Annotated in this window: 28 protein-coding genes; 15 read left to right on the forward strand and 13 right to left on the reverse strand. The window is 68.1% G+C overall.

Going from position 1 to position 25,514, the window contains the following annotated elements:
- Positions 1 to 268 precede the first annotated feature (268 nt).
- Complete coding sequence (locus A3ES_RS0116770) at positions 269 to 2,671, forward strand: tetratricopeptide repeat protein (RefSeq protein ID WP_157630565.1); 2,403 nt, start codon at positions 269 to 271, stop codon at positions 2,669 to 2,671.
- Here A3ES_RS0116770 and A3ES_RS0116775 read toward each other — a convergent pair.
- Positions 2,668 to 2,901 carry a hypothetical protein gene (locus A3ES_RS0116775; protein ID WP_020388000.1) on the reverse strand — a complete coding sequence of 78 codons (234 nt, stop codon included), beginning with the start codon at positions 2,899 to 2,901 and terminating at the stop codon, positions 2,668 to 2,670. The two genes, A3ES_RS0116770 and A3ES_RS0116775, sit on opposite strands and share 4 nt — an antisense overlap.
- 42 nt (positions 2,902 to 2,943) lie before the next feature.
- Positions 2,944 to 3,123, reverse strand: coding sequence for a hypothetical protein (locus A3ES_RS54060; protein WP_157630566.1), 180 nt, complete (start codon positions 3,121 to 3,123; stop codon positions 2,944 to 2,946).
- A 149-nt stretch (positions 3,124 to 3,272) separates the two neighbouring features.
- On the opposite strand from A3ES_RS54060, the gene proC reads away from it, so the two are divergent.
- Genes proC through A3ES_RS0116795 form a run of 3 tightly spaced genes read left to right on the forward strand, consistent with a single transcriptional unit; the run spans position 3,273 to position 5,327 of the window.
- Complete coding sequence (gene proC / locus A3ES_RS0116785) at positions 3,273 to 4,082, forward strand: pyrroline-5-carboxylate reductase (protein WP_026162936.1); 810 nt, start codon at positions 3,273 to 3,275, stop codon at positions 4,080 to 4,082.
- The gene (locus tag A3ES_RS0116790) at positions 4,069 to 4,662 is read left to right on the forward strand and encodes a PH domain-containing protein (RefSeq protein WP_020388003.1); all 594 of its coding nucleotides are present in this window, start codon (positions 4,069 to 4,071) and stop codon (positions 4,660 to 4,662) included. Before proC ends, A3ES_RS0116790 begins: the two co-directional genes overlap by 14 nt.
- A gap of 50 nt (positions 4,663 to 4,712) precedes the next feature.
- Positions 4,713 to 5,327 (forward strand): hypothetical protein, encoded by a 615-nt coding sequence (locus tag A3ES_RS0116795; RefSeq protein ID WP_020388004.1) that lies wholly within the window; start codon positions 4,713 to 4,715, stop codon positions 5,325 to 5,327.
- Here A3ES_RS0116795 and A3ES_RS54065 read toward each other — a convergent pair.
- Positions 5,324 to 5,533 (reverse strand): hypothetical protein, encoded by a 210-nt coding sequence (locus A3ES_RS54065; protein WP_157630567.1) that lies wholly within the window; start codon positions 5,531 to 5,533, stop codon positions 5,324 to 5,326. The genes A3ES_RS0116795 and A3ES_RS54065 overlap by 4 nt on opposite strands.
- 114 nt (positions 5,534 to 5,647) lie before the next feature.
- Here A3ES_RS54065 and A3ES_RS0116805 point away from each other — a divergent pair, with 114 nt between their 5' ends.
- Positions 5,648 to 6,550, forward strand: a complete 903-nt coding sequence (locus tag A3ES_RS0116805) for a TIGR03560 family F420-dependent LLM class oxidoreductase (RefSeq protein ID WP_020388006.1) — start codon at positions 5,648 to 5,650, stop codon at positions 6,548 to 6,550.
- Here the strand turns inward: A3ES_RS0116805 and A3ES_RS0116810 are convergent.
- A complete protein-coding gene (locus A3ES_RS0116810) occupies positions 6,547 to 7,302 on the reverse strand; it encodes an endonuclease/exonuclease/phosphatase family protein (protein ID WP_020388007.1) in 756 nt (251 codons plus the stop codon). The genes A3ES_RS0116805 and A3ES_RS0116810 overlap by 4 nt on opposite strands.
- On the reverse strand, positions 7,299 to 8,267 hold the full coding sequence (gene trpS, locus A3ES_RS0116815; RefSeq protein WP_020388008.1) for a tryptophan--tRNA ligase: 969 nt from the start codon (positions 8,265 to 8,267) through the stop codon (positions 7,299 to 7,301). The genes A3ES_RS0116810 and trpS overlap by 4 nt, the downstream gene beginning before the upstream one ends.
- An 823-nt stretch (positions 8,268 to 9,090) precedes the next feature.
- On the opposite strand from trpS, the gene A3ES_RS0116820 reads away from it, so the two are divergent.
- Positions 9,091 to 10,266, forward strand: coding sequence for an acetoin utilization protein AcuC (locus tag A3ES_RS0116820; protein WP_020388009.1), 1,176 nt, complete (start codon positions 9,091 to 9,093; stop codon positions 10,264 to 10,266).
- 168 nt (positions 10,267 to 10,434) lie between these two features.
- Complete coding sequence (locus A3ES_RS0116825) at positions 10,435 to 10,650, forward strand: helix-turn-helix domain-containing protein (protein ID WP_020388010.1); 216 nt, start codon at positions 10,435 to 10,437, stop codon at positions 10,648 to 10,650.
- A gap of 206 nt (positions 10,651 to 10,856) precedes the next feature.
- Here A3ES_RS0116825 and A3ES_RS47425 read toward each other — a convergent pair whose 3' ends face one another.
- Entirely contained in the window at positions 10,857 to 11,381 is a 525-nt protein-coding gene (locus tag A3ES_RS47425; protein WP_020388011.1) for a MarR family winged helix-turn-helix transcriptional regulator, read from the reverse strand.
- Between the two features lie 65 nt (positions 11,382 to 11,446).
- Here A3ES_RS47425 and A3ES_RS47430 point away from each other — a divergent pair, with 65 nt between their 5' ends.
- The 3 genes from A3ES_RS47430 (at position 11,447) to A3ES_RS0116850 (ending at position 15,139) form a co-directional block, all read left to right on the forward strand.
- On the forward strand, positions 11,447 to 12,901 hold the full coding sequence (locus A3ES_RS47430; protein WP_040454850.1) for an amidohydrolase family protein: 1,455 nt from the start codon (positions 11,447 to 11,449) through the stop codon (positions 12,899 to 12,901).
- 600 nt (positions 12,902 to 13,501) lie between these two features.
- Positions 13,502 to 13,750, forward strand: coding sequence for a hypothetical protein (locus A3ES_RS0116845; RefSeq protein ID WP_020388014.1), 249 nt, complete (start codon positions 13,502 to 13,504; stop codon positions 13,748 to 13,750).
- 147 nt (positions 13,751 to 13,897) lie between these two features.
- Positions 13,898 to 15,139, forward strand: coding sequence for an MFS transporter (locus A3ES_RS0116850; RefSeq protein ID WP_020388015.1), 1,242 nt, complete (start codon positions 13,898 to 13,900; stop codon positions 15,137 to 15,139).
- Here the strand turns inward: A3ES_RS0116850 and metG are convergent.
- On the reverse strand, positions 15,132 to 16,613 hold the full coding sequence (gene metG / locus A3ES_RS0116855; RefSeq protein ID WP_020388016.1) for a methionine--tRNA ligase: 1,482 nt from the start codon (positions 16,611 to 16,613) through the stop codon (positions 15,132 to 15,134). The two genes, A3ES_RS0116850 and metG, sit on opposite strands and share 8 nt — an antisense overlap.
- 260 nt (positions 16,614 to 16,873) lie before the next feature.
- On the opposite strand from metG, the gene dnaN reads away from it, so the two are divergent.
- Positions 16,874 to 18,025 carry a DNA polymerase III subunit beta gene (gene dnaN / locus A3ES_RS0116860; protein WP_020388017.1) on the forward strand — a complete coding sequence of 384 codons (1,152 nt, stop codon included), beginning with the start codon at positions 16,874 to 16,876 and terminating at the stop codon, positions 18,023 to 18,025.
- Here dnaN and crcB (A3ES_RS0116865) read toward each other — a convergent pair whose 3' ends face one another.
- From crcB (A3ES_RS0116865) to A3ES_RS0116875, 3 genes are read right to left on the reverse strand one after another with little or no spacing between them, the layout of a single operon-like run.
- Positions 18,026 to 18,400 (reverse strand): fluoride efflux transporter CrcB, encoded by a 375-nt coding sequence (gene crcB / locus A3ES_RS0116865; protein WP_020388018.1) that lies wholly within the window; start codon positions 18,398 to 18,400, stop codon positions 18,026 to 18,028.
- Positions 18,397 to 18,906 (reverse strand): fluoride efflux transporter CrcB, encoded by a 510-nt coding sequence (crcB, locus tag A3ES_RS0116870; RefSeq protein ID WP_020388019.1) that lies wholly within the window; start codon positions 18,904 to 18,906, stop codon positions 18,397 to 18,399. The genes crcB (A3ES_RS0116865) and crcB (A3ES_RS0116870) overlap by 4 nt, the downstream gene beginning before the upstream one ends.
- Positions 18,907 to 18,954: 48 nt before the next feature.
- On the reverse strand, positions 18,955 to 19,437 hold the full coding sequence (locus A3ES_RS0116875; RefSeq protein ID WP_020388020.1) for a GNAT family N-acetyltransferase: 483 nt from the start codon (positions 19,435 to 19,437) through the stop codon (positions 18,955 to 18,957).
- Here A3ES_RS0116875 and A3ES_RS0116880 point away from each other — a divergent pair.
- The 4 genes from A3ES_RS0116880 (at position 19,436) to A3ES_RS52630 (ending at position 22,328) form a co-directional block, all read left to right on the forward strand.
- Positions 19,436 to 19,702, forward strand: a complete 267-nt coding sequence (locus tag A3ES_RS0116880) for a hypothetical protein (protein ID WP_020388021.1) — start codon at positions 19,436 to 19,438, stop codon at positions 19,700 to 19,702. The genes A3ES_RS0116875 and A3ES_RS0116880 overlap by 2 nt on opposite strands.
- Positions 19,703 to 19,859: 157 nt before the next feature.
- Positions 19,860 to 19,961 carry a 30S ribosomal protein bS22 gene (locus A3ES_RS52625; RefSeq protein WP_008356322.1) on the forward strand — a complete coding sequence of 34 codons (102 nt, stop codon included), beginning with the start codon at positions 19,860 to 19,862 and terminating at the stop codon, positions 19,959 to 19,961.
- A 65-nt stretch (positions 19,962 to 20,026) separates the two neighbouring features.
- A complete protein-coding gene (locus tag A3ES_RS47435) occupies positions 20,027 to 21,034 on the forward strand; it encodes an NAD-dependent epimerase/dehydratase family protein (RefSeq protein WP_237744978.1) in 1,008 nt (335 codons plus the stop codon).
- Positions 21,027 to 22,328, forward strand: a complete 1,302-nt coding sequence (locus A3ES_RS52630) for a lysophospholipid acyltransferase family protein (RefSeq protein ID WP_020388023.1) — start codon at positions 21,027 to 21,029, stop codon at positions 22,326 to 22,328. Before A3ES_RS47435 ends, A3ES_RS52630 begins: the two co-directional genes overlap by 8 nt.
- A 660-nt stretch (positions 22,329 to 22,988) precedes the next feature.
- Here A3ES_RS52630 and A3ES_RS0116900 read toward each other — a convergent pair.
- From A3ES_RS0116900 to A3ES_RS0116910, 3 genes are all read right to left on the reverse strand, one after another.
- Positions 22,989 to 24,092 (reverse strand): DUF5667 domain-containing protein, encoded by a 1,104-nt coding sequence (locus A3ES_RS0116900; protein WP_020388024.1) that lies wholly within the window; start codon positions 24,090 to 24,092, stop codon positions 22,989 to 22,991.
- A 209-nt stretch (positions 24,093 to 24,301) separates the two neighbouring features.
- The gene (locus tag A3ES_RS0116905) at positions 24,302 to 24,844 is read right to left on the reverse strand and encodes a sigma-70 family RNA polymerase sigma factor (RefSeq protein WP_020388025.1); all 543 of its coding nucleotides are present in this window, start codon (positions 24,842 to 24,844) and stop codon (positions 24,302 to 24,304) included.
- 43 nt (positions 24,845 to 24,887) lie between these two features.
- The gene (locus A3ES_RS0116910) at positions 24,888 to 25,508 is read right to left on the reverse strand and encodes an HAD family hydrolase (RefSeq protein ID WP_026162939.1); all 621 of its coding nucleotides are present in this window, start codon (positions 25,506 to 25,508) and stop codon (positions 24,888 to 24,890) included.
- Between the last annotated feature and the right edge of the window lie 6 nt (positions 25,509 to 25,514).

A 25,514-nucleotide genomic window follows, 5' to 3' on the forward strand; every position in this document is an offset into this window, starting at 1 on the left:
ACCCGGGAGATCGCAGCGAAAGGTGGTGGGGACAAACCTCGCCACCTTTCGCCTACCAATCCACTTGCTGCCGGTTGTGGTCGATTCGCGCGACGTAGGAGCGCCCAACACCGGACGGGTGGGAGCAGCCGAACGAGAACGCGACGCAGAGCGGGCGTCTGAGGCTGCGTGGGGTTCTTCGGGTGGTGGGCAAGTGAGCAGTTTTCACCCCGGGCTGGGGTGGGGGTGAGGGCGCCCTAAACTAGACCACTTCCGACCTGGGAGGCGCGTGGTGGAGGGTGAGGCGCCGTCGCCGGGTGGGGTGCGGACTGTGGGGGAGTTGGGGGCTCGGCTGCGGGATCTGCAGGTCTGGTCGGGGATGTCGTATCGGGAGATCCACCGCCGCGTCGTCCGATCCCGGCAGGAGCGGGGGACTGCTGAGTTGCCCGCGTTCAACACGACGTACCGGTGTCTGATGCCGGGGCGGACCAGGCTGGATGTGGAGCTGGTTGTCGACATCGCGCGGGCGGCGCTGGGGAACGAGTCGCGGGCGGCGGAGTGGCGGCAGGCTCATCAAGTGGTCTCAGGGCTGGCCGCCGATGCCTCGGTGGTGCAGGTCGCCGATCGGGTGGAATGCGACGCCGGCTCGTTCATCGGGCGGTCCTCCACGATCGCTGCCGCGGTGACGGCGTTGGAGACGCACCGGCTCGTTCTGATCGACGGGATGCCGGGAGTGGGTAAGACCAGCCTGGCCGGGCGGGTGGCGAGCCGGGTGCCTGACGTCGAGCTCGAGTTCTCCGTGAATCTGCGCGGATATGACCCTGCCCGGCCGCCCGCGGATCCGGCGGCGGTGCTGGATGGCTTCCTGCGTCGCCTCGGCGTGCCCGGGAGCCGGATTCATGGCCTGGACCTGTCGGCCCGTTCCGCATTGTTCGACAATCTGCTCGCTGGGCGCCGGACTGTAGTACTGCTCGACAATGCGGCCTCTGACGACCAATTGCAGCCGCTGGTTGCGGACAGCGCGCTCACGCTGGTCACCAGCCGGCGACGGCTGAGCGGATCCCCGGAGGCCTACCGGATCAACCTGGAGGTGTTCGAGCCATCCGAGTCGGCAGCGCTGATCCGACGTGCGGCCGGCCCCGCGGTCGACAGCGAGCCGGAGGCGGCTGTGCTGATAGCGGAGTTGGTCGGGCATCTCCCGCTCGCGCTCGCAGTACTGGTGGGACGCATCAAGGCGCGGCCCGAATGGACCCTCGGTGATCATCTGGAGCGGCTACAGGAGCACACTGCGCGGTTGCGGCTCGACGACAGCGTCTCGGCCTCGCTTTCCCTTTCCTACCAGGCGTTGCCGTTCCCAGCCCGCCGCATGCTCCGGCTGCTGGCGCTCCACCCTGGACGTGATTTCGACGCGTACGCCGGTGCTGCCCTGGCCGGGACGAGTGTCGTGCTCGCCCGAGAGCAGTTGGCCAAGCTGGTGCAGATGAACCTCCTGGAGGAGCACGGATCCGGGCGGTACGAGCTGCACGACCTGGTCCGCCTGTTGGCCTCCGATCAGGGGCGTGACGAGGACCCGGCATCAGTACGGCGTACTGCGCTCGACGGCCTCTTCGAGTACTACCGGAGGACGGTCGCCACAGCTGCGACGGCGTACGCGCCGCATGATCAGTCGCGAGTCGAGCTGACCCAGCAGGCCGGCCAGTCGGAGGTGCAGTTCGCCGACCGGGACGGGGGCCGCGACTGGCTCGACTCGGAGCGGGCCAACCTGATCGCCACGGCGCTGTATGCGGCGGACCACGGGCGGCCGGAGTACGCGACCGGCTTGTCCGCGATGCTGATGTACTACCTCGGCACGGCCAGCCTCTTTACCGGCGCGGAGGTCCTGCATCTGACCGCGATCCGGTGTGCGCGCTCCGACTACGAACGCGGCCGCTCGTACAACAACCTGGGCGCGCTGTACTGGCGACTCGGCCGGTACGCCGACGGCCGGACGGCGTACCAGCAGGCACTGGACTTCGCCCGCCGGGCGGGCAATCGGGTCGGTGAGGCGAGCGGGTTGTCGAATGTTGCCCTAGGCCACTACCGGCTGGGCGACTACGAGGCGGCGCTCGGTTGCCAGCGGGAGGCGTACGTGCTGTTCGCTGCCGAGGGCAACCTCAGCGGGATGACGTCGGCCCTGGCCGGTCAGGGCTGGCCGGAGTTGCGGCTCGGCCGGCCGGAGGTGGCACTGGAGCTGTTCGAGCACGGGCTCGAGCTCAGCCGCAAGCTGGGCACGGACACCTTCGAGGAGGCGTTCGCCCTCAACAACCTGGCGGCGGCAAACGAGGCGCTCGGCCGGCTCGACGACGCGTGGCAAGGCTTCGAGCAGTCGCTGGAGCTGGCCCGACGGCTGTCCTTCGTCAACGGGGAGAGCGACAGCCTGAACTGCCTCGGCCGGATGCACGTTGCAGCCGGCCGATTCGACGAGGGAATCGAGTACCACCAGCAGGCACTCGACCTGGCTGTCCGCCTCGGCAGCAGACCGTTCACGATCGAGGTCCGCAACGACTACGGCCATGCCCTCTTCGCGGCCGGCCGAGTCGCCGAGGCGATGGAGCAACACCGGATAGCTCTGGAGGACGCGGAGCGCATCGAGGACCGGTACGAACAGGACCGCGCAGCCGCAGCCCTGTCCGCATCCCACGAAGTGACCTAGCAGGGCGAGCCGTACTCCGTTCCGTACCAAGGACTCCACGCGGTCTCGCCCTGGGTGTCATTGCCCTTTGCTTCGTACAACTTGAAGCGGACGCACTTGCCTTCTATGTGGTCGAAGTTGCAGTAGTCCCACCCTCCGGCGGCAGGCAAGGCCTGGCAGTACCGGTCCTTGCCGTAGTTGGTCTGCACATGGACGATGGTCGCCCACCCGTTCTCGTCGCTGTCCAGCACCCACTGCTTGTCGCCGACCCACTGGAAGCAGGTGGCGCCGTACTACGCGGTGAACATCCGGCACTGCGAGTGGTCCGGCCCGGCCGCGGCAGCAGTACTGGCGGTGCCGGCGAGCAGGAGCAGTGCGCCTGCCGCGGCGCCGCGCACTCGCGGGTCTTGCCGTAGTTGGTCTCGAGGTGCGCGATCGCGGTCCACCCGTTCGGGTCGCCGTCGATCACCCACTGGTCGTCCCCAGCCCACTCGTAGCAGGTGGTCTTGGCATGAAGTTTCCTCCCGGCTAGGGCGGTTGCCGGACGAGCGTGCATCCCGAGGACTGGCCTGGTCCCCACAATTCGAACGAACTCGAACGCGGACAGGTCTAATCTGACCTCATGAGTACGAATGGACAGGTGGCCATTCTCGGCGCCGGTGTGATGGGTGAGACGTTGTTGTCCGGGCTGCTGCGGGCCGGGCGGCGACCGGAGGAGTTGCTGATCACCGAGCGGCGCGAGGAGCGTGCGGCCGAGCTGCGCGAGCGGTACGGCGTGGACGTGGTGACCAACGTGGATGCCGCTGCGAAGGCGGACACCCTGGTTCTGGTCGTCAAGCCGCAGGACATGCCTGACCTGCTCGCCGAGATCGCCCCGGCGGTCCGCCCATCCCAGACGGTCGTCTCGCTGGCCGCCGGTATCACCACCAGCTTCATCGAGTCCCGGCTGCCCGCGGGGGTGGCCGTGGTCCGGGTGATGCCGAACACGCCGGCCCTGGTCGACGAAGGGATGGCGGCGATCTCCCGCGGCGCGCACTGCGACGAGAGCCACCTGGTCCTGGCCGAAAGCCTGCTGGCCGCGACCGGCCGGGTGATCCGGGTGCCGGAGAAGCAGCAGGACGTGGTGACCGCGGTCTCGGGTTCGGGTCCGGCGTACATCTTCTTCGTGGTGGAGTCGATGATCGAGGCGGGCGTGCACATGGGCCTGCCGCGGACCACCGCCACCGAGCTCGTCGTCCAGACCCTGGTCGGGTCTGCCAAGCTGCTGCGCGAGACCGGCGAGCACCCGACCGTGCTCCGCGAGCGCGTCACGTCGCCGGGCGGCACCACCGCGGCCGCAGTACGGGAGCTGGAGGACCACAAGGTCCGCGCGGCTTTCCTGTCAGCCATCGAAGCCGCCCGCAACCGTTCCCGGGACCTTGCCGCCGAGTAAACCGGCCGAGCGTGAATCCAAACCGCCCGTCCGGGTCACCCCCGCACCGATCGAGTCCGTCCCACCGCTGCCCTGGTCACCGCGGCTGGAGCACCACCTCTTTCGCGAACCTCTCTGGCTGCTGTTCGTCTTCGGCACCGTCTTTACGGTCAATGATCTGATCCAGGCAGACCAGGTGCCGTGGTGGCGATGGGCCTCCGGGCCGATCGCGCTCGGCCTGCTGTGGAACGCCATGAAGATCGCCTTCGAGCGGCTGACGGTCACCGAAGGCGGTCTTGTGGTCAGAGGGCCGCTCCTGCGCCGCCGGTACAGCTGGAAAGCGCTCGACGGGGTGCAGCGCCGCGGTCAGAAGAAGGTGACGCTGGACCTCGGTCATCGCGGCACCAAGACGTTCGAGTTCGACGGTAAGCAGGGCGCGCCGACGGCGGATCTGGTGGCCGGTGTGGTCGAGCGGCTGCGCGGGTACAACACCTCGGCGTTGACCAGTTACCGGGTGTCGTTATCCTGGGGCGCCGCGGTCTTTCTGCCCGCGGTGGCGGCGGTCGTCGCCGCGACCGCCTGGGCCTTGATCGAGGGGTAACGCCGATGTCGGGTCAGCTGATCGGAGCTGAGGGGTCTATGGTCCCGCCCATGGGAAACCGTTCGAGCGGCACCGATGACGCTGCCGCACGCCCTGGAACCACCGCTGAGACGAACGCTGCCGCCAACACTGGCAGCAACGTCGGCGCGCAGTTGCCCGCGCTGCCCTGGCGGGTGCCGTTGGATCCGGCTCCGTGGTGGGCCTGGACCTTGTTCGTCGCCCCGTTCATCGCTGTCCCGGCACTGAACTCCTGGCTCTGGATGGGCGCGCGCGACTTCCTCGCGGTCGGCCTGTTCACGATCATCGGCGCCTCGGTCGTCCGGGTCGCCGGCGGTGTCGTGCTCTACCGCGTCGAGATCACCGCGACCGCGCTGAAGGCCCGCACCAGCCTGCTCGTCCGCAGCCTGGCCTGGCAGGGCGTCGACGACATCGAGATCGTCGACGGCTCGGTCGTCCTGGCCAGCGGCAAGGACGAGAACGAGATCAACGGCATCGCCAAGGACCAGACCGTGTACGCCGCCGCCGTCATGCAGGCCGCTCGCGACTCAGCCGACAACCAGCCGGTACGCCGTACTCGCCCGCGCCCCGGCATCGGCGTCGTCTGTGTTCTCGCCTACCTGGTCCTCGCCGTCGGCGCCTTCCTCTACCGCTGGCAACTCGTCTAACCACGTTGCCTAACCAGGCCGTCTTTGCCGCGCTCGGCTAACCCCGCGCGGCCCCCGCCGGTGATCTTCTCCGGTGTCACGCGCACGATCACCCCGGTCTCGGTCAACCGATTCTCGAACGGAAAGTCCTTCCCGAGGTACCGGTGCGACTGCTTGTCCATCAGTTCGGCCCACTCCTGCGGAATCTCCGGACCTCCGCCACTCACAAACCTCCCGTTTCCGCCCGGGAGCACGCCTGCGCACGCCTGGCCGGGTGCGATCAGTTGAGGTTTGTGAGTGGCGGCGGTCCGGCCCAACGCGGAGTGCCTAAGCTCGGGGGCATGGACTTTTCCCTGTGGCCAAGCGCCGCCCGCACCTGGCAGGAAGTACTCGACGGCGCGGAGTACGCGGAGAGAACCGGCTGGTACGGCGTCTGGATGGCCGATCACTTCATGGTGAACGGCGACGATCTGTCGCTGCCGATGAACGAGTGCCTGGCCCTGCTGGGCGGTCTCGCGGTGCGGACCGAGCGGGTGCGGATCGGATCGATGGTGCTCGGCAACACCTATCGGCATCCGGCCGTGGTGGCGAAGCAGGCGGCTACGCTCGACCAGATGAGCAACGGCCGGTTCGTGCTCGGGATCGGGGCCGGCTGGCAGGTGAACGAGCACGAGGCCTACGGCATCGAGTTGCCGCCGGTGAAGCAGTTGCTGGCCCGGTTCGAGGAGGCCTGCCAGGTCATCACCGGGTTGCTGGCCCAGGAGCGGACCACCTTCGACGGCGAGTACTACCAGCTCACCAACGCGCCGCTGGAACCGAAGCCGGCCAAGCTGCCGATCCTGATCGGCGCCTCCGGCGAAAAGGTTGCCCTAGGCATCGTTGCGAAGTACGCGGACGAATGGAACCACTGGGGACTGCCCGAAGTCGCCGAGCACAAGGGCAATGTGTTCCGCGAGCACTGTGAGCGGATCGGCCGCGACCCGTCGACCGTACGCCGCTCGACCCAGGCGATGATCGAGATCCTCGTCCCGGGCGACACCGAGGCCGAAGAGCGTCGCGACCGGCGGCTGGCCGCCGGTCAACCGACGATCATGGGCTCGGCCGAGTACGTGCTGGACACGGTCGCGCGTTATCCCGCGGCCGGTGTCGACGAGTTCCTGGTCCCAGATGGCTTCCTGGGCACGGGGTCCCGCCGCTTCGACGCCCTCGAGCGCCTGCGCGAGGAAGTCTTCAACAAGCTTTAAAGCTGCAACGTCGCCACTACCGGCCAGTGGTCGCTCGGAAAGCGGCCGTCTGGCCGGTGGTGCGATACCTCGGCATCGATGACCTGCCAGGTCTTGGCGGTCAGGATGTGGTCGATCCGTTCCTGGCCGGTCGCATCGCCGAAATCATGCCAGCTGCCACCCGCCTCAGCCGGTACTGCGTCCAGCCAGCCGGCACCCGTCAACGCCTTCAGCGGAGGTGATCCGGGCTCGGCGTTCAGGTCGCCGAGTAGCACCCAGTGCCGATCGGGCTCAGCCGACATCCATTGGTCGAGCAACTTGGACGACTCCACTCGCGCGACCTCGCCCAGGTGGTCGAAATGGGTGTTGGCGATCCCGACCAGCGTCCCATCGGTGTGCCCGAGCCGCGCCAACGTGGCGATCCGGGTCAGGTCCGCGTCCCAGCCGACGGACCCGGGCGTCGTCGGCTCGCCGGACAGCCAGCGCGTCTCGTCCGACTCCACCCGCCAATCGCCCGGCCGGACCATCACCACCGAATGCTCACCGGCGTGCACGCCGTCATCCCGCCCGGCCCCGACGAGCTCGTACTGCGCGAACCTCTCGCGCAGATACTCCAACTGGTCGGGCAGCACCTCCTGCAACCCGACCACGTCGGCCGCCAACGCCTCGATCGCCTGGGCCGTCGCCTCGCGACGCAGTACCCAGGAGTCGTCTCCGTCGTCGGCCGAGGAGTTGCGGATGTTGAACGTCGCCACGCGCAGCTGCAGACTCACACGGAAGATCCTGCCAAACCCATCGCGACGGTCGCCGCCCGGAGTCGGGGTGCGCTGGCTGCGATCGCCCGATCGCGACCCTGCGCGAGCAGCTCGTCGATCGCTTTCGGGTCGGACGCAAGCCGTGCGTACTCCTTCTGCAATGGCTCGATCACCGCCAGCACCGCGTCCGCCACATCGGTCTTCAAGGCGCCGTACGTCGAGTACGCGGTCGCCAGCTCGAACGGATCCCCGTCCGTGCAGGCGGCCAGGATCTCCAGCAGGTTGGTGATTCCGGGCTTGGTCTCCTCGTCGTGGCGGACCTCGCCGTCGGAATCCGTCACCGCCCGCATGACCTGCCGGCGGATCACGTCCGGCGGGTCCAGCAGCCGGATCGTCCCGACGGCGTTGTCCTCGTCGGACTTGCTCATCTTGCTGGTGGGATTCTGCAGGTCCTTGATCCGCATCGCCAGCGCGGCCTTCTGCAGCTGCGGTACGACGAACGTCTCGCCGTACTCCCGGTTGAACCGGATCGCGACGTCCCGGGCCAGCTCGACGTGCTGGTCCTGGTCGCCACCGACCGGGACGCGATCCGTGCCGTAGAGCAGGATGTCCGCGGCCATCAGGCAGGGATAGGTGAACAGCGAGGCGCGAGTCATCGGTCTGTCCCGGCCCTTCTCCTTGTACTGGATCATCCGCGACAGCTCCCCGACGTACGAGGTGCACTCGAGCAGGTACGCGAGCTGCGCATGCGCCGGTACGTCGGACTGCACGAACACCGTGCCCGGCGGCAGCCCGGCCGCGAGCATCAGCGTCGCCATCTCCCGCGTCAACGCGATCAGCCGGCGTGGATCGTGCTTGGTCGTCATCGCGTGCTGGTTCGCGACGAAGTAGAACCCGTCGGGGTCGGTGAACCGCCGCAGCGCGCCGAGGTGGTTGCCCAGCGTGAGCCGTCCGGACGGGGTGATGCCAGAAAGCGAAGTCATCTCAGTCGGTCCTTCTCGTCGAGGCCTCACCGACTGACGGGCACACGAAAAAGGCCGCCTCGGCGAGGCGGCCTTTTGGGTGCGTGTGAACGCAGCGGGTCCGCCTAAGCGGCCCACCACTGCTGCAAAGTCAGCTTGTTCACCCCAAAACCATAGCCCGTACGCCGGTCCGCGCGCCACTCAAGCATCGCCAAACCCCTGACTGACCGACCCCGCTGTCTAGTTGCTGAGGGCAACGAAGCCCTATGCATACCCAGGTCGGCGGCAAGCGATTACCTCGGCGTGTCGGCGCGGCCGGGACGGGTGGTGCGTGCATGGCGGTCCGGGAACCCCGTCCCGTCTTGGCGCGACAGGTGCATGCGCCAGGGACGGTGCTGTCTCGCCGGCGCGGAGCGGGTTGGTCCCGGGACGCTAGCGCCTTATGGGGCGACTGGCGCGCTATAGCACGCCAGTCGCCCCATAAGGCGCTAGTGGTGCAGACAGGTAGGCGCCGATCGGCAGGATGAAGGCCGGTCGGTCGACTGGAGGCCTGCTCGGCTGGAAGATGGGCGGCGACCCGGGCGAGTCGCCCTCGCAATCGGTACCCCGATGGTGGTCGGCCGGGGGCGTGGCGGTGCCCCCGATTGTGGCCAGTCTTCCCAGCGGCTCCGGGATAGCTGCGACTAGGACCGTCAAGCAGCCCGGCGACGCGATCCACAGTCGCCCTACCCACCCAACCGCCTCAACCACGCAACCGCGTGACGCAGGCCGCCGGAGGGCCGGACCCAACAACCGATCAGTTGGGTAGGGGTGTCGCCGGCGGGCGCGGGCTAAGGTCAGGGGCATGAGCGGTGAGGCGATGCTGGTCTTCGACGACGGCCTGACGGCGTATGACTTCGGGCATGGGCATCCGATGAGTCCGATCCGGGTGGATCTCACGATCCGGCTGGCGCGAGCTCTCGGAGTGCTCGATCTCTTGAAGGTGGTGCCCGCGCCGGTGGCGGATGACGCGCTGCTGCGGACGGTGCACACCGCCGAGTACATCGAGGCTGTGAAGCGGGCCGGCGAAGACCCTGATCAACCGGATCCTGAGCACGGGCTCGGTACCGACGACACCTACTGCTTCCCGCGGATGCATGAGGCGTCGGCGCATGTGGTCGGTGCGTCCGTCGAGGCGGCCCGGGCGGTCTGGGAAGGCGACGTGCTGCACGCCGCCAACATCTCCGGCGGGCTGCACCACGCGATGCCCTCGATGGCCAGCGGCTTCTGTGTCTACAACGACCCGGCCGTGGCGATCCAGTGGCTGCTCGACCACGGCGCCGAGCGGGTCGCGTACGTCGACGTCGACGTGCACCACGGCGACGGCGTACAGACGGTGTTCTACAACGACCCGCGCGTACTGACCGTGAGCCTGCACGAGTCGCCGACCACGCTGTTCCCGGGGACCGGGTCGGCGGGGGAGACCGGTGGACCTGACGCGGAAGGTACTGCGGTCAACGTCCCGCTGCCGCCCGGGACCGGGGATGCGGGCTGGTTGCGCGCGTTCCACGCGATCGTGCCCGACGTGGTGAAGGCGTTCCGGCCGTCGGTGCTGGTGACGCAACACGGGTGTGACTCCCATGTTGAGGACCCGCTGGCGCACCTAACCAAGTCGGTCGACGGGCAGCGCGCGGCGTACCTGGCTCTGCACGACCTCGCCCATGAGGTCTGCGACGGCAAATGGGTCGCCACCGGTGGCGGTGGGTACGCGATCGTCGACGTCGTACCGCGTGCCTGGACGCACCTGCTGGCGATCGTGGCCGGCCAGCCGGTCGACCCGGAGACGGCGGTGCCCGAGTCGTGGCGCGAGGACGTGAAACTCCGGTACGGGCGGGTCGCGCCGTCGCGGATGACGGACGGCTGCGCCCCGGAGTACGCCGCCTGGGCGACCGGGTACAACCCCGACACCTGGCTGGACCGCTCGATCAAGGCGACCCGGGACATCAGTTTTCCACTCCTCGGGCTCGATCCGACCTACTAGAACCGGCTCGTTCCGTACTGATTCCGGACTGATTCGGGCCTGACCATCCAGTCACACCAGACACCCTCTTTCCCATTCGCACCAACAGCCACTACGCTCGGTTCATGCACGGGCGGAGGTGCCGGAGGGGAAGCCGGCGCACGACTCGTGCTGGAAGTGCGGTGCGTTATGGCATCAAAGAAGTCCGGCGGTGAGTCGCCGCTCGCCGAGGTGAAGTTCCTGACCGTGGCGGAGGTCGCCACGGCCATGCGCGTGTCCAAGATGACGGTGTACCGCTTGGTGCACTCCGGAGAGCTGCCCGCGGTGCGGGTGGGTCGGTCGTTCCGGGTATCAGAGGACGCCGTGCACGACTACCTCAAGGGCGCCTTCTACCAGGCCGGATAACCACGAGAAGCGAAAGCGGCCGGACTCCCTTCGAGGGACCGGCCGCTTCGCCCGGTTCAGGCCCGGCGCCGTCTGTGCCCGCCCAGGCTCGGAGCCCGCGCCGTTCGCGTCCGTCCGGGCTCGGAGCCCGCGCCGTTCGCGCCGGTCCGGGCTCGGAGTCGGCGCCCTCTGCGCTCGGTCGGAGCCGGGCGGTGTCAGCTCTGCGGCTAGCTGCGGGTCTGTGTGCGGCGGGGGCGGGCGGCCGGCAGGCTCGGCTGCGTCAGCGCGCGAAGCGCCTCGGTAGCGGCGTCCAGCGCCTCCGGCGGGACCTCAGCCCAGGTCTGGTCGTGTGCTGCCGCACTGGCCAGCACGGCCTCCTCGGCCTTCCCTGCCCCCGCGGCGGTGAGCCGGATCTGCGTCCCCCGGCCATCCTCCGGATCAGGCTCGCGCACCACCAGCCCGCGGTTGACCAACTGATTGACCACGTTGCTCGTACCGCCTGAGGAGAGCAACAGGCTGCGACTGAGATCCGTCGGCTTCAGCCGGTACGGTGCTCCGGACCGGCGCAGTGTGGCCAGTACATCGAACTCCGCGGTCGTCAGCTGCAGCTCACGCAGTACCCGCCGGGTCGCCTCGTTCAGGGCGGCGGCCAGCACCATGACCCGCTTGGTCAGCTCCGAAGTCGGATAGAGCGCGGCCGGGAGCTCCTGCTGCCAGGCCTCGATCAGCTGGTCGATCCGGTCCGTGCTCATGGTTGACAGTCTAGGTGGCGTTGCTGATAGCTTTCTAGAAAGCTTTCTAGTGAGGAGATCGCAGGATGAGTCGAGTGTTGCTGCGGGGAGGGCTCGTGATCGACACCGAGCCGACCGTCGTCGTCCACCGGGATACCGACGTACTGATCGAGGACGGCCGGATCGCCGCCGTCGGGCCGGGGCTGGCCGTCACCGGTGCAGAGGTGATCGATGCGAGTGACCGGATCGTGCTGCCCGGATTCGTCGACACCCACCGGCATCTGTGGCAGACGCCGCTGCGGGGGATCGCGGTGGACGTCGACCTGGGCTGGTACCTGCAGCAGGTGCTCGGCGGGTACGGCACGCGGTACCGGCCGGAAGATGTTGCCGCAGGCAACCTCGCTGGCGCGTTGGAGTGCTTGGACGCGGGGATCACCACCGTGCAGGACTACTCCCATGTCCAGCACAGCCGCGAGCACACCGACGCGGCTCTGGACGCGCTGGCGTCGAGCGGGATCCGGGCCGTCTTCGGCTATGGCCCGTCGCCCATGCTGGGTACGCCGGTCGACCCGGCCGGGATGCGGCATGTGGCGGACCGGGCGTCCGGGCTGATCACTCCTGCCGTCGCCGCGATCGGACCTTCCTACACGCCGATCGACGTCGTGCGGGCCGACTGGGCGCTGGCGGCTGAGCTCGAACTGCCGATCGTCGTGCACATCAGCAGCGGTCCGGTGGCGAGCCATCCGCTGCAACTCCTGCTGGACGAGGGTTTGCAGCGGTCGAACGTGCTGTTCGTTCACGGCAACGACTTGCCCGACTCCGAGCTGAAACTGATCGCGGACTCCGGCGCCGCGGTCGCCGTCACCCCCGCGGTCGAGGCGCGGATGGAGATGGGCGCCCCGATGGCCGGACGGCTGAAGGCGGCCGGCGTGACGACCGGCCTCGGCATCGACGTCGTGACCACCGCGCCAGGCGACATGTTCAGCGCGATGCGCGAACTACTTGCCCTCGGCTACAAAACCCTCACGGCGGCGGAGGTGCTCCAGATCGCCACCCTGGAAGGCGCCCGGGCCCTCGGCATGTCCGACCAGATCGGCTCGCTCCGCCCCGGCAAACAAGCCGACGTGATCCTGCTTCGCGCCTCCGACATCAATCTGATCGGCGGCCTCCACGACCCGATCGGCACCGTCGTCACCGCCGCCCACCCCGGCAACGTCGACACCGTCCTGGTCGCCGGCAACCCGGTAAAACGCGATGGCCGCCTACTCCACCCCGACCTGCAAAACACGCTCACCGCAGTACGCCGTACCGCCGACCACTGCACGCAGCCTGATCGGCGCTCAGATCGCGAGGCTGGTGAGTCTGGCGTGGACGGCGGCGGCCTCGGGGTGATCCAAGGCTTCGAGGATGGTGGCGGCTCGGTGCCAACTGGTGTGGACGCCGGGGAGATCGTTGGCCTTCTTCTGGGCCTCGCCGAGGGAGATCAGGGTGCTCGCGGTTTCGTACTGGCGGCCGAGTTCGAGTTGGAGAGCGATCGATGAGTGGTAGTTGGTGATCGCCTCGTCCAGGCGGCCGAGATGGGTCTGGGCGTAGGCGATGCTGTCGAGGGTGTCGGCCTCGCCTTCCAGTTCGCCGAGCTCCCGGAACATCCGCAGCGCCCGGCCGCACGACTCCAGCGTCTGGTCGTACTCCGCCAGGATCGCGTGGTACCAGCCGATGTCGTTCAGTGCGTTCGCGGCGCCGGAGCGGTGGCCGATCCGTTCATAGATGGCCGGGGCCTTCGCGGTGTGGTCGATCGCCCGGCGGTGGAGTCGTTGGCGGCTGAGAACTCGGGCGATACCGGGGTGACAGTGGGCGAGGCTGCCGTCGTCGCCCAGCTCCTCGGCCAGGCCGAGTGCCAGCTCGTGCTGCCGGACGGCCTCGTCCAAGCGCCGCAACCGTAGGTGCGCCCTCGCGAGATTCCGCCTGGAGTGCGCCTGCCACTCGCGAGCGCCCAGCCGGATGGCGGCCTGAAGAGCCAGCGTCCGGCTCTCCAACCAGGAGGTCCACCGCCCGCTGTTGTCGTGGTAGTCGGCGAGTGTCCAGGCTAGCTGCCACAGCCTCTTGTCGTAGCGGCCGGCCGCTGCCCGTAGTACGGCGAAGTGGTTGTTCTGCTCGCGATCGAACCATTGGAAGGCCTGATCGCGATCGGTCGGGAGGATCAGGTCGAGCTGCGGATCGGGAGTGGGCAGGTCGATCGGATCGCGCGTCGGCGCCAGTGCCTGCGCAGCAGCCAGGCCGGTGTGGACGATGTAGACGACAAGCCTGGTGAAGGCCTCCTCGCCTTCAGTAGGCCCGCACCGCTCCAGCCCTCAGATTATCCGGTTGTCCAGGTCAGAGCAGGCGATTAGCCTGCGGGGAGCCGACAGTTGGAGGAGTAGGAGAATGCCCGGTCGTTCGAGCGCGCGCTGACGCAGTCCGTCACCGCGTGCTGCCCAGTTCTGGTGGCACCGTGATCCCTTTTCCCTGCCCAGGCGGGGCTTCTCGAAGGTATCCCCATGTCACCCACCCTCTGGGCCGACCGCGACTTCGTCCGGTTCTGGATCGGCCAGACCGCTTCCCAACTCGGTGCGCAGGCCAGTCAGCTCACCCTGCCGCTGCTCGCCGTGACCGCACTCGGCGCCGGAGCTGTCCAGCTAGGCGCTCTCCGTGCCGTTCAGCAGGTACCGGTGCTGTTGTTCTCGTTGCTCGTCGGCGTCCTGGTCGACCGCTGGCGAGCACGGACCGTGATGGTGCTCGCCGACCTCGGCAGAGCCGGCGTGCTCGCACTGATACCGATCGCCTATCTGCTCGACTCACTCGGAATCCCCTTGCTGTACGTCGTTTCCTTCGTGGTCGGCGTGTTGACTGTCTGCTTCGACGTCGCCTATCAAGCCTCGTTGCCGCGACTGGTGGCGCGCGATCAGCTGACCCAGGGCAACAGTCTGCTGGAGGGCAGCAGGTCGGCGGCGCAGATCAGCGGGCCGGCGCTCGGCGGCGGCATCGTGTCGTTGCTTTCGGCACCGATCGCGGTGATCGTGAGTACGTTCTGCTTCGTACTGTCGGCGTTCTCGATCCAGCGCATTCAGCGGCCGGATCTCGTGCCGGCGCAGGCCGAAACTGAGACCGGTCTGCTGCGTCAGATCCGCGCCGGTCTGCGGTTGGTGGCCGGCGACGTTTCGCTGCGCGCCGTCGCGATCGCCTCCTGCATCTACCAGTTCTCCTTCGCCGCGTTGATGACGATCTATCTGCTCCTACTGACCCGATCGCTGGACCTTTCCGGTGCAGAGGTTGGTCTGGTCCTGGCGGCGCTGGGCCCGGGTACGTTGGCCGGTTCCCTGCTGTCGAGCTGGTTGCCCAGACGTTTCGGGTACGGGCGGGTGGTGGTCTGGGCAGCGGCGACTGCTGAAGGCGTCCTGTTCGGCGTCCTCGGCCTGGAGGGCTCCGGCCTGATCACCGTCGGAATTCTGATGGTGATCAACTTCCTCTTCGGCGCCTTCAGCCAGTCGGTCGACATCGCCACCCTGGCCATCCGCCAGGCGATCACGCCGCCACCCCTGCAAGGCAGAGTGGCGGCCACCATGAACTTCCTCGGCCTGGGGCTGATGCCGCTCGGATCCCTTCTCGGTGGTGCCCTGGCCGCGCACCTCGGCGTACGTCCGGCTTATCTCCTTGCGGCTCTGGCGATGTGTCTGTCGCCGCTCTCGCTCTGGCTGTCGCCCCTTGCCCGAATGGGGAAATCGCTCCCTGCCATCAGGTGAGTCTGGGGAACAGTGGGCTGGCGGCTGGGAGTGTGCCGTCGACCGGAGTGCACTGGATGGTGATGCGAGCGGCGGCGCTGGGGAGGAAGGGCTCCAGTTCGCTGGCGAGTTGAAGGCAGGCCTGGTGAAGGGTGGCCAAAACTCCTTGCAGCAAAGGGTCCTGAGCTTTGGCGAGCTTCCAGGGTGCGGTGGTCTCGATGTAGCGGTTGGCGGCTTCGACGATGTGCCAGAGCGCGGTGGCGGCCGGGCGGAAGTCGTAGTTCGCCAGCGCTGCGCCGATCCGGCCGGGCGCGTTAGTGACGGCGTACAGGAGTTCTTCGGCGCCGTCGGGTGTGGGAGCAGCCGGGACGCGGCCGTCGCAGTACCGGTGGATCAGTGAGACGATGCGGTTGACGAGGTTGCCGAGGCCGCCCGCGAGGTCGGTGTTGCTGCGGGCGATCAGGCGCTCCCGGGTGAAGTCCGCGTCGCCGATCCGCGGTACGTCGCGGAGCAGCCACCAGCGGACGGCGTCCGTGCCGACCTCGTCGACGAGCTCGGCCGGGTCGATCGTCGTACCGGCGGACTTGCTGATCTTGCGGCCGTCGACGGTGAGGTAGTCGTGGACCAGGATCTCGGTCGGCAACGCCAGGCCGGCCGAGAGCAGCGTCGCAGGCCAGTAGACGGCGTGGAAGCGGACAACTCCCTTGCCCAGCAGGTGAATCCGCTGATCGGAGTGCTGCCACCAATGCTCCAGGTCCTCGCTGTCGGTGCCATAGCCGAGGCTGGAGACATAGTTGCCCAGGGCATCCCACCAGACGTAGACGACCTGGTCGGGATCCCCGGGCACAGGGATGCCCCAGCCGCGAGCCCGCCGCTGCGAGCGCGAGACGGAGAAGTCGTGCAGCCCGCTGTCGATCAGGCCCAGTACTTCGTTGCGCCGGGTGGCCGGCTCGATCCGGAGCTTGCCGCTCGTGATCAGCTCGCGCAGCGGTTCGGCGTACCGGGAGAGGCGGAAGAACCAGTTCTCCTCGGCGACCAGTTGTGGTTCGGTGCCGTGGTCGGGACAGCGGCCGTCGGCGAGGTCTTCCGGTTGGTAGAATTGTTCGCAGCCGATGCAGTACAGGCCCTCGTAGTGCTTGAGGTAGAGGTCGCCCGCGTCGGCGCAGCGTTGCCAGAGCCGCTCGACGCCGGCTCGGTGCCGAGGGTCGCTGCTGGTCCGGATGAAGTCGTCGAACGACAGGTCGAGTGGCTCTTTGAGGTCCTCGAAGGCTCTTGCGTTGCGATCGACCAGCTCTTGTACTGCGATGCCCTCCGCCTCGGCCGCGAGGACGTTCTTGAGGGAGTTCTCGTCCGTACCGGTGAGGAAGCGGACCTCTTCGCCACGATGGCGGCGATGCCGGGCGAGCACGTCGGCCTGGACCAGCTCGAGGGCGAACCCCAGGTGTGGCCGGGCATTGACGAACGGAATGGTGGTGGTCAGGTAGGAACGCGTCATCGGAACTCCTGTGGAAAGTAGGAGAGCCGGAACGCCGCCCGGTGAACGCGAACGAGGCCCCGACTCGGGGCCTCGGATCGATCGAACGTCCGTCGCTACACCCCGGCTAGCGGGGCATCATCTGCTGCGACGAGAAGCTGTTCATACCTTCAGGCTACCTGAAGGTCTCTGCTGTTTCACCCCACGCAAAACTGTCGGTGGCGGGTGCTTGAGTAGCTGTAGTTGCGCGCGAGGCAGTGAGGCGCTGGGAGGCGGTTGGCATGAAGGTACGGGTGGAGCGGGATCTGCTGGTGGAGTCGGTGGCCTGGGTGGGGAAGAGTCTGCCCAGCCGGCCGAGCGTGCCGATTCTCGCGGGGTTGCTGATGGAAGCGTCGGAGGGGCAGCTGACGCTGTCCGGGTTCGACTACGAGACGTCGCATCGGGTGACCTTGCCCGCCCAGGTGGCCGACGCCGGGCGCTGTCTGGTGTCCGGCAGGCTGGTGGCCGACATCGTGAAAAGCCTGCCGCACCAGGCGATCGACTTCACCGTCGACGGGGCGAAGGTCTTGCTGGTGTGCGGCGGGGCGCGGTTCACGCTGCAGACGCTTCCGGTGGACGACTATCCGGAGCTGCCCGCCCAGCCACCGGGAAGCGGCACGATCCGCAGCGACGTGTTCGCCCAGGCGGTCTCGCAAGTGGCCGGCTCGGCCAGTCGCGACGACACGATGCCGGTGTTCACCGGAGTGCGGATGGAGATCGAAGGATCGACCATCACACTGCTCGCCACCGATCGGTACAGGCTTGCGGTGCGCGAGCTGGAGTGGGAGCCGGACGAGCCGGAGGTGTCCGCCACCACGCTGATCCCCGCCCGCGTCCTCTCCGACACAGCCAAGGCGATGACCGGCTCGACCATCACGCTGTCCCTCGACCAGGACGCGGCCGGCGGTGACGGCCTGGCTGGGTTCGCGGGAGAGGTGTCTGGGGGCGAGAGGTGGACGACGACCAGGATGCTGGACGGGAGTTTCCCCAAGGTGCGCAACCTGATGCCCGAGGGGGCGGCGATCCAGACTCGGGTTCGGGTCGGCACTGCCACGCTGGTCGAGGCGGTCAAACGGGTCGCCCTGGTCGCTGAGCGCAACGCGCCCGTCCGGATCACCTTCACTGACGACGGCGCGACTCTCGATGCGGGGAGTGGCGATGAGGCTCAGGCCTCCGAGACGATCGAGAGTCAGTTGACGGGTGAGGCCGTCACGGTGGGGTTCAATCCGACGTACCTGCTGGATGGGCTGAATGCGATCGGGACGCCGGTGGCGCAACTTGCGTTCACGCTGCCGACCAAACCCGCCGAGCTGACGGGAGCCACCGACCTGGAGGAGGATCCGCTGACGAACTTCCGCTACATCCTGATGCCCGTCAGGCTGCACAACAGCTGATCAGCTCCAGATCGACTGGCTGACGGCAACGCCGAGAATGGCTGCGCCGAGGGCGGCCAGGACGCTGGCGATCACGTTGGCCAGGGCGGGGAGCTTGGCGTTCTGTTCGTACAGGCGCAGGGTTTCGTAGGAGAAGGTCGAGTAGGTGGTGAGGGCGCCGCAGAAGCCGGTACCGACGAGCAACTGGACCCAATGCGGGGCATCGCCGGCCATGGTCGCACCGGTGACAAAGCCAAGGATCGCCGAGCCGACGACGTTGACGATGAAGGTGCCCCAGGGGAACGCGCTGTCGTGGCGGGCTTGGACGGCGCGATCGGTCAGATAACGCAGGGGAGCACCGACGGCAGCGCCCGCGATCACCAGAAGAAGCTTCATCGGCGATCCCTACGGTTGCGGCGTCGGCGGACTAGTGCGCGGGTTGCGTGGGTGGCGGCCCAGACGGCGGCGATCGCGCCGATCACGGTCGCCAGCAGGTAGGTCACCGCGGTGATCGGGTGCCGGTCGGCGATCAGTTGCTGGAGGTCGACGGCGTACGTCGAGAAGGTGGTGAAGCCGCCCAGAACCCCGGTCCCCAGGAACGGCCGCAGCAACCGCTGCCCGACCCAGACCTCCGACACGAGCACCATCAGCACGCCGATCAGCGCACAGCCCACGAGGTTGATCACCATCGTGGCCCAGGGCAACGATCCTGCCGGGGCCGGCCAGCCGAGACCGATCAGGTACCGCGCGGAAGCGCCCACTGCCCCGCCGCCCGCGATCGCAAGCAGAACGACTGCTCCACCACGCCCACTCGCCGCTGCACTGGTCTCGACTCTGGTGGTCGGGTGGCGCAGGTCGACATCTGGATCGATCGGCTCTCGCGGCGACGGATCGCTCTGCACTGACACCTCCTCGGCCCCCGTAGCAGCACGATAAGCCGCCGCGACCTGCTACAGCTTCAGCGCCCAGTCGTTGCAGCGCATCCAGTGTCCTTTCGGATACTCGAAGTCTCTCTCGGCTTGGAAGGTAAACCCGGCTTTGCGGCACAGCGCGTTGGAGGCCGCATTGTCGACACCCGGGTAAGCGTGCAGACTCCGATGGCCACCTTCACCCGCGACCACCTTCGCCACCTCGGCGATCGCGGCCGTCGCGAGCCCCTTGCCCTGCTGCTCCGGCAGGATCGCCCAGCCGGTCTCCCAGACCGTCTCGTCAGCTTCCTCATGCTCCCAATAGCCGATCGACCCGGCCACCTCGCCCTCATCCGTGACGATCACATACATCCGGCCGGGGAACGCGTTGGCGACGTACCGGTCATGCCGGCTCGCGAGCTTCTCCGCGCTCTCCGGACCACCGAGGTACGCGGTCATCTCCGAGCTGTTGCAACGCTCCAGCAACCAGAAGTCGTCCGCCGACCAGGGCACGAGCTGGACCATGTCAGTTCCTCCGAGTCTTGACGGCGAGTGCGTGCGGAACCGGCATGTCACCCGGCTCCTCGACGTGTTCGAGAGTCAACTCCGGACGCAGGAAAGCATTGAGCAGGTCGGGCAAAGTGAGTTGCCGCATGCGGCCGGAGTCGCGGATGGTGTCGAAGTTGCGGCCGGTACCGCAGCCGAGGTCGAGGCGCGGGCCCGAACCAGGCCCGAGCAGCCCAGCAGACCGGGCTGGTGGCGAGGTGCGCCGGTCACGAAACGGGCGTAGTACCAGTCGGCCAATCCGTTGTAGCGAGCGGTCATCCGAGCCTCCCCAGTGGACGGATCACCACCCTATCCAGGCGGGCGTTAGCCCTCACTTAGGTCAGGAAGGTGACCTACAGGTAGGCTTTGCCGACGCTCTCTTTAAGTTTGGAAGGTCCACTGTGGGTTCCGTTATCAAGAAGCGCCGTAAGCGTATGGCGAAGAAGAAGCACCGCAAGCTGCTGAAGAAGACGCGGGTGCAGCGCCGCAAGCTCGGCAAGTAAGCAGTTCCCGTCGCCCTGCACATTAGGGCGACGTCGTTGGAGTTGCTGTCTGGCTGGGGGTACTCGTGGCACAGGTAGTGATGGTTACCGGCGTCTCCCGGGACGCCGGTGCTCGTTGTGCCCGCCGCCTGGCCGCCGATCCCGGAATAGAGACCGTGATCGGCATCGACGTGGTGCCGCCACGGGCCGAGCTGGGCCGGGTCCGGTTCGTCCGGGCGGACATTCGTAACCCGGTCATCGCGAAGGTCATCGCCGGTGAGGACGTCGACACTGTCGTCCACACGGGCGTCGTGGCGACCCCTGGCAGCGCCGGTGGCCGCTCGTCGATGAAGGAAATCAACGTCATCGGCACCATGCAACTGCTCGCCGCGTGCCAGAAGGCGCCCGGCGTCCGCAAGCTGGTGGTCAAGTCGTCGACCACCGTGTACGGCGCGGGTCCGCGCGACCCCGCCATGTTCACCGAGGAGATGGCGCCCCGGGCGATCCATCAGACCGGTTTGAGCAAGGACGCGGTCGAGGTCGAGGGGTACGTGCGTGGGTTCGCCCGCCGCCGGCCCGATGTCTGCGTCAGCACCCTGCGGATGGCCAACTGGATTGGCCCGCAGACCGACTCCCCGATCACCCGGTACTTCGCGATGCCGGTGGTGCCGACCGTTTTCGGCTTCGATGCCCGGCTGCAGTTCCTGCACGAGGACGACGGCGTCGAGGCGATCCACCACGCGACGATGAACGACCTCCCCGGCACCTTCAACCTGGCCGGCGACGGAGTTCTCTCCCTTTCCCAGGCGATCCGCCGGCTCGGCCGGCCCGCTTTCCGGCTGCCGTCCTTCACCGCGTCCAGTACTGCGGCAGTCGTCCGCCGGGCGCGGTTGGCTGACTTCTCGCCGGACCAGATCACCTTCCTAACCTACGGCCGCGCGGTGGACACCACCCGGATGCGGACCGAATTCGCATTCGAACCGGCGTACACGACTGCTAGCGCCTTCGACGACTTCCGGGCGCGGCTCGGGACTGGCGCCGTCACGCAGGCGTCGCGTCTGCTCGGCGCGGGACTGGGGGCATTGCGTGGCTGACGCCGACGTCATCCCGATCGGTTCGGGTGGACGCCCGGGCCGCGGCAGCGGACGCCGTACGACGCCATCGGCCGCCGCACGCGCCCTCGCCGGGCCGGAAGCAGCCAAGAACAGGGCAGAGCGAGCCCGCGCGACCCAAGCCCGCGCCGCCAAGAACGGTGCCGCCCCACGGGCGGACGACGCAGAGGCCGGCGCAGGCAAGGCGAAGAGCCGCGGCAAGGGCAGGGCCAGCGAGGCTCCGGCGGGGAAGACCCGTGGAGGCAAGTCGGCGCAGGCTCCCCGGTCTGGCGACGGCTCGGCCGAGTCACCGACAGGCGGCGCCCCGAGCCAGCTCGCCCCGGACCTCGGTGGGCTGAGTAGTGTCCCCGACGCCGGAGGGCCTAGTGGTGTTGAGGTTGGTGAAACTGCCTCGGGGCGGGACTTTGCGGCGTTCGAGAAGATTGTGCGGGAGACGCTCGGTGCCGACGGGGAGCAGAAGGTTGCTGAGTTTCTGGCGTTCCTGCGTCGCCGGCTGACGGGGGAGTATGAGGTCGACGAGTTCGGCTATGACTCCGACCTCACGGATCAGGTGCTGTTGTCGCTGCTGCGGCCGCTCGCGGAGAAGTGGTTCCGGGTCGAGGTCCGCGGCGTCGAGAACATCCCCGACACCGGCAGCGCGCTGATCGTCGCGAACCACTCCGGCACGATGCCGCTCGACGGGCTGATCACCCAGCTGATCATCGCGGACCACACGAACCGGCCGCTGCGCACACTCGCGGCAGACCTGGTGTTCAAGACGCCCTTCGTCGGCGAACTGGCCCGCAAGGGTGGCGCGACCCTGGCCAGCAACGACGACGCCGAACGCCTGCTCCGCCAGGGCAACCTGGTCGGCGTCTGGCCGGAAGGGTTCAAGGGACTCGGCAAGCCGTTCAGCGAGCGGTACAAGCTGCAGCGGTTCGGCCGGGGCGGATTCGTCAGCGCGGCCATGCGGACCGGCGTACCGATCGTGCCGTGCTCGATCGTCGGCGCCGAGGAGATCTACCCACTCGTCGGCAACATGGCGTCACTCGCCCGGCTGGTCGGCGTGCCGTACATCCCGGTCACTCCGTTCTTCCCGCTGCTCGGCCCGCTCGGGCTGATCCCGCTCCCGTCGAAGTGGCTGATCGAGTTCGGCGAACCGATCCGCACCGACGACTTCCCCGAAGGCGCCGCGGACGACCCGATGCTGGTCTTCAACGTCACCGACCAGGTCCGCGAAACCATCCAGCAAACCCTCTACACCCTCCTCATGCAACGCCGCAGCGTCTTCTTCTGACCCCACCCCACCGCGCGCCGGCGCCAATCTCCCTCGGCCGTTCGCCGCAAGGCGACCTTGAGCACCGAGAAGGCACCTACCCGACAGTAGAACGCCTAGCCGGTGCCCAAAGTGGATTGGGGGGCGGGCAGCGGGCCGCCGCACGGGCGCGGGCAGCGGGGCGCGTGCCGGTACGCCGTACCCGGGTGAGATCGGCGAGCACGTGCCGGTACGCCGTACGCGGGGGTAAGACAACGTGCCCGGCGCCCGCCAGATCGCCGGCAGGCGGGCCGCGCACCGCATGCGGGATGGGTTGGTGGGGCGCGTGCCGGTACGCCGTACCGGGGTGAGATCGGCGAGCACGTGCCGATACGACGTACGCGGCGGGCCGCGTCGGCACGACGTACCGGGCGAGGTAGGTGGACCGCATGCCGGTACCGCGCGCGGCGCGAGGCGCCGATGCTGGCCCAACCCCATCCACTCTGTGCACGGGGAAGGCACCTACCCGACAGTAGAACGCCTAGCCGGTGCACAAGGTGGAGGAAGGGCGCGACCTTGGGCACCGGTTGGGCGGGGTCCGGCCGGGTTCGTGGCTGGCGGGTGCTCAAAGTGCGGGGTAAGGGGATCGCGAAAAGGGCCCGGGCTCCCGTGAGGGAGGCCGGGCCCTTCGCAATGGGGTGCTTACTTCCAGGGTGGGAGGAGCGTTTGGATCACGCCTGGGAGGTTGATCGTCGGCAGCGGCAGGCTCAAGCTCGGGAATGGCCAGGGCCAGCTCGGGGTGCCGGGGGTTGGCAGAGTCGGGACGGCTGGTCCCGCCGGTGTCGTGGTCGGCTTGCTCGACGATGGCGGGGGTGGCGTCTTCAGGTCGGTCGGCTTGGAGGGGTTCGGCTCCTGGACGATGGTGGTGTCCACCGTCTGGGGCGGCGTCTCGACCACCGTGCTCGGCTTGGTCGATGGGGCCTTCGTCGGCTTCTTGGTCGGGGCCGTCTCCGCCTTGATCGGCGTGGTGGGCTCGGTGCCGGGGTTGATCGCCGGTGGCGGGCCCGCGTTCTTGGCCGGTTTGGGCTTCTCGCACTTCGGGCAGGCTGCAGCGGCCTGCTGAGCCATCTCCTCGATCGTCGACAGGGCCTCGACTGCGGCCTTGAGCGATTCGGGCGGCAGCTTCGGGGCGAGCTCACCAATGGCCTGGCGGGCGCTGGTGAGGAACGCGGCGACTGCCGTGATCGAGGCCGGGTCGCCGTCTTGCTGGTACGACGCGACGAGCCTGGTGACACCCTTGCGGGTCTGGTCGGAGAAATCGGCCAGCGTGCTGTTGATGGTGGCCACGTCGCCACCGTTGTTCACCAGCGCGCGGATCTCGGACAGCCGGGTCTTGGCATGGTCGAGCTCGCGCCGGCCCCGGGAACCGTCCCCGACGCTGACGTTGGTCGAGACGTTCTCGATGCCGCGCTTCATCCCGTAGAGCGCGTCGCCGGGCATCGCCTGCTGAGCGGCGGCGGCAGAACCGATGCCACCTCCGAGCAGGACCAGCGCGGCGGTACTGGCCACCAGCCGGATACGCCGGCCGTGACGATGGCGGATATCTGTCACGGACGCGTCGTCGTCCTCGCGCGGAGGCGGCTCGTCCGAACTGTCCGGAACACTGGGTACCACGGTCGGAGTCGTGGTCGCGGCGCGTGCCGCGGCCTGCTCGAGGAGGCGGTGCCTCAGCTCGGCATTGAACTCCGGTCGCGGTGTCACTGCGCCGGCGGTCCTCAGCCGTCCGACCAGCTCCACAGCGTCCATCAGCTCAGGGTCATCGCTCAGTCGCGAAGAGTGACGGGGCCCGTGATCGACGGCGTGCGCGAAGGTCTCCGCGCGCGCTCGAGCCCTGTGTAGGTCACTCATGAGTTCTCGTTCTCCTCAATGGCCGATCGGGGTCACCGAAAGGTCCTCACACAGGCAAACGAGGAAACTCCCTGACGGGTTACGAAAGACATTCGTTGTCATCCGCCTCATCTCAAGTCCTTGGGGATAACCTTCGCCAAGTGCCGGACGGCCCTCAGTTGCAGTTGCTTGACGGCGCCCTCTGATTTCTCCAGCGCCTTGGCCGTCTCCGCGATCGACAGACCGGCGAAGAATCGCATCGTCAGGCAGTCGCGCTGCTCTTCCGGCAGCGCGGCCACGGCGTCCCGGAGTACTTCGGCGGTGGCCGCGGCCAGCACGTCCACCTCCGGGCCCTCGGTCTGCCGGTCGTGCGTCTCGATCTCGTCGGTGACCACCTCGAGCCGGACCCGGCCCGACTTGTAGTGGTCGGTGATCAGGTTCCGGGCGATCGTCACCAGCCAGGCGCCGAAATCCCGGCCCTGCCAGCGGAACGAGTCCAGCGCGCGCAGCGCCCGGACGAACGTCTCACTGGTCAGGTCCTCCGCGAGCGCCGACGACGACACTCGCGCGTAGATGTAGCGATACACGGTCAGCGAGTACTCGTCGTACAGCTCGCCGAACGCACCGACGTCCCCTGCCTGGGCGCGATCGACGAGCTCTGCGCGTCTCATCCCGTCCGGGCTTGGCTCCGGCGTCGTCAAGTTCTCTCCCCGTTCAACTGACACGTCTGCGTCTGATACTGCCGCGGATAGCCACAGCGGCTGAGACAGCACCGAGCGTTACGCCTGAAGCACCCGCTGTCAACAGCGCGCGGCGTGCCGCCTTCCTTCCGGTCCGATAATCACGGACCCGCCAGCCGGCCACTTCGGCGTGCCGGCGCAGCCTGGCATCGGGGTTGATCGCGCAGGGATTGCCCACCAACCCGAGCATCGGCAGATCGTTGACCGAATCCGAGTAGGCCGCACAAAGGGCCAGGTCAAGCCCCTCGTGCGCAGCCAGTGCGCGGACTGCCTCCGCCTTCGCCGGGCCATGCAGAATATCGCCCACCAAGTGACCTGTATAGACGCCGTCACGCGATTCTGCAATCGTTCCCAGTGCACCGGTCAGACCGAGCCGGCGGGCCAGCAACCTGGCCACCTCGACCGGCGCGGCGGTCACCAGCCAGACCCGCTCACCGGCGTCCAGGTGCTGCTGCGTGTTGTCCACGTCGAAGAACGCGGCGGCGTGGGTCACCGGCGGTGTCTGCAGCGCCGCCTCGAGCTCGGCTGCGGCCGCACTGGCCTCACCGGCCAGCACCGACCGGGCGCGCAGATCACGCGTCGTTGGTCGAGTCACAGGATG

The organism is Kribbella catacumbae DSM 19601, assembly GCF_000372465.1.
Classification (GTDB): domain Bacteria; phylum Actinomycetota; class Actinomycetes; order Propionibacteriales; family Kribbellaceae; genus Kribbella; species Kribbella catacumbae.

Excerpts from the sequence above, each read along its gene's own strand:
- proC (WP_026162936.1), top strand. The coding sequence starts at position 3,273 with ATGAGTACGAATGGACAGGTGGCCATTCTCGGCGCCGGTGTGATGGGT.
- A3ES_RS0116795 (WP_020388004.1), top strand. The coding sequence starts at position 4,713 with ATGGGAAACCGTTCGAGCGGCACCGATGACGCTGCCGCACGCCCTGGA.
- A3ES_RS0116805 (WP_020388006.1), top strand. The coding sequence starts at position 5,648 with ATGGACTTTTCCCTGTGGCCAAGCGCCGCCCGCACCTGGCAGGAAGTA.
- trpS (WP_020388008.1), bottom strand. The coding sequence starts at position 8,267 with ATGACTTCGCTTTCTGGCATCACCCCGTCCGGACGGCTCACGCTGGGC.
- A3ES_RS0116820 (WP_020388009.1), top strand. The coding sequence starts at position 9,091 with ATGAGCGGTGAGGCGATGCTGGTCTTCGACGACGGCCTGACGGCGTAT.
- A3ES_RS0116825 (WP_020388010.1), top strand. The coding sequence starts at position 10,435 with ATGGCATCAAAGAAGTCCGGCGGTGAGTCGCCGCTCGCCGAGGTGAAG.
- A3ES_RS47425 (WP_020388011.1), bottom strand. The coding sequence starts at position 11,381 with ATGAGCACGGACCGGATCGACCAGCTGATCGAGGCCTGGCAGCAGGAG.
- A3ES_RS47430 (WP_040454850.1), top strand. The coding sequence starts at position 11,447 with ATGAGTCGAGTGTTGCTGCGGGGAGGGCTCGTGATCGACACCGAGCCG.
- A3ES_RS0116850 (WP_020388015.1), top strand. The coding sequence starts at position 13,898 with ATGTCACCCACCCTCTGGGCCGACCGCGACTTCGTCCGGTTCTGGATC.
- metG (WP_020388016.1), bottom strand. The coding sequence starts at position 16,613 with ATGACGCGTTCCTACCTGACCACCACCATTCCGTTCGTCAATGCCCGG.
- dnaN (WP_020388017.1), top strand. The coding sequence starts at position 16,874 with ATGAAGGTACGGGTGGAGCGGGATCTGCTGGTGGAGTCGGTGGCCTGG.
- crcB (WP_020388018.1), bottom strand. The coding sequence starts at position 18,400 with ATGAAGCTTCTTCTGGTGATCGCGGGCGCTGCCGTCGGTGCTCCCCTG.
- A3ES_RS0116880 (WP_020388021.1), top strand. The coding sequence starts at position 19,436 with ATGTCAGTTCCTCCGAGTCTTGACGGCGAGTGCGTGCGGAACCGGCAT.
- A3ES_RS0116875 (WP_020388020.1), bottom strand. The coding sequence starts at position 19,437 with ATGGTCCAGCTCGTGCCCTGGTCGGCGGACGACTTCTGGTTGCTGGAG.
- A3ES_RS0116900 (WP_020388024.1), bottom strand. The coding sequence starts at position 24,092 with ATGGACGCTGTGGAGCTGGTCGGACGGCTGAGGACCGCCGGCGCAGTG.
- A3ES_RS0116905 (WP_020388025.1), bottom strand. The coding sequence starts at position 24,844 with ATGAGACGCGCAGAGCTCGTCGATCGCGCCCAGGCAGGGGACGTCGGT.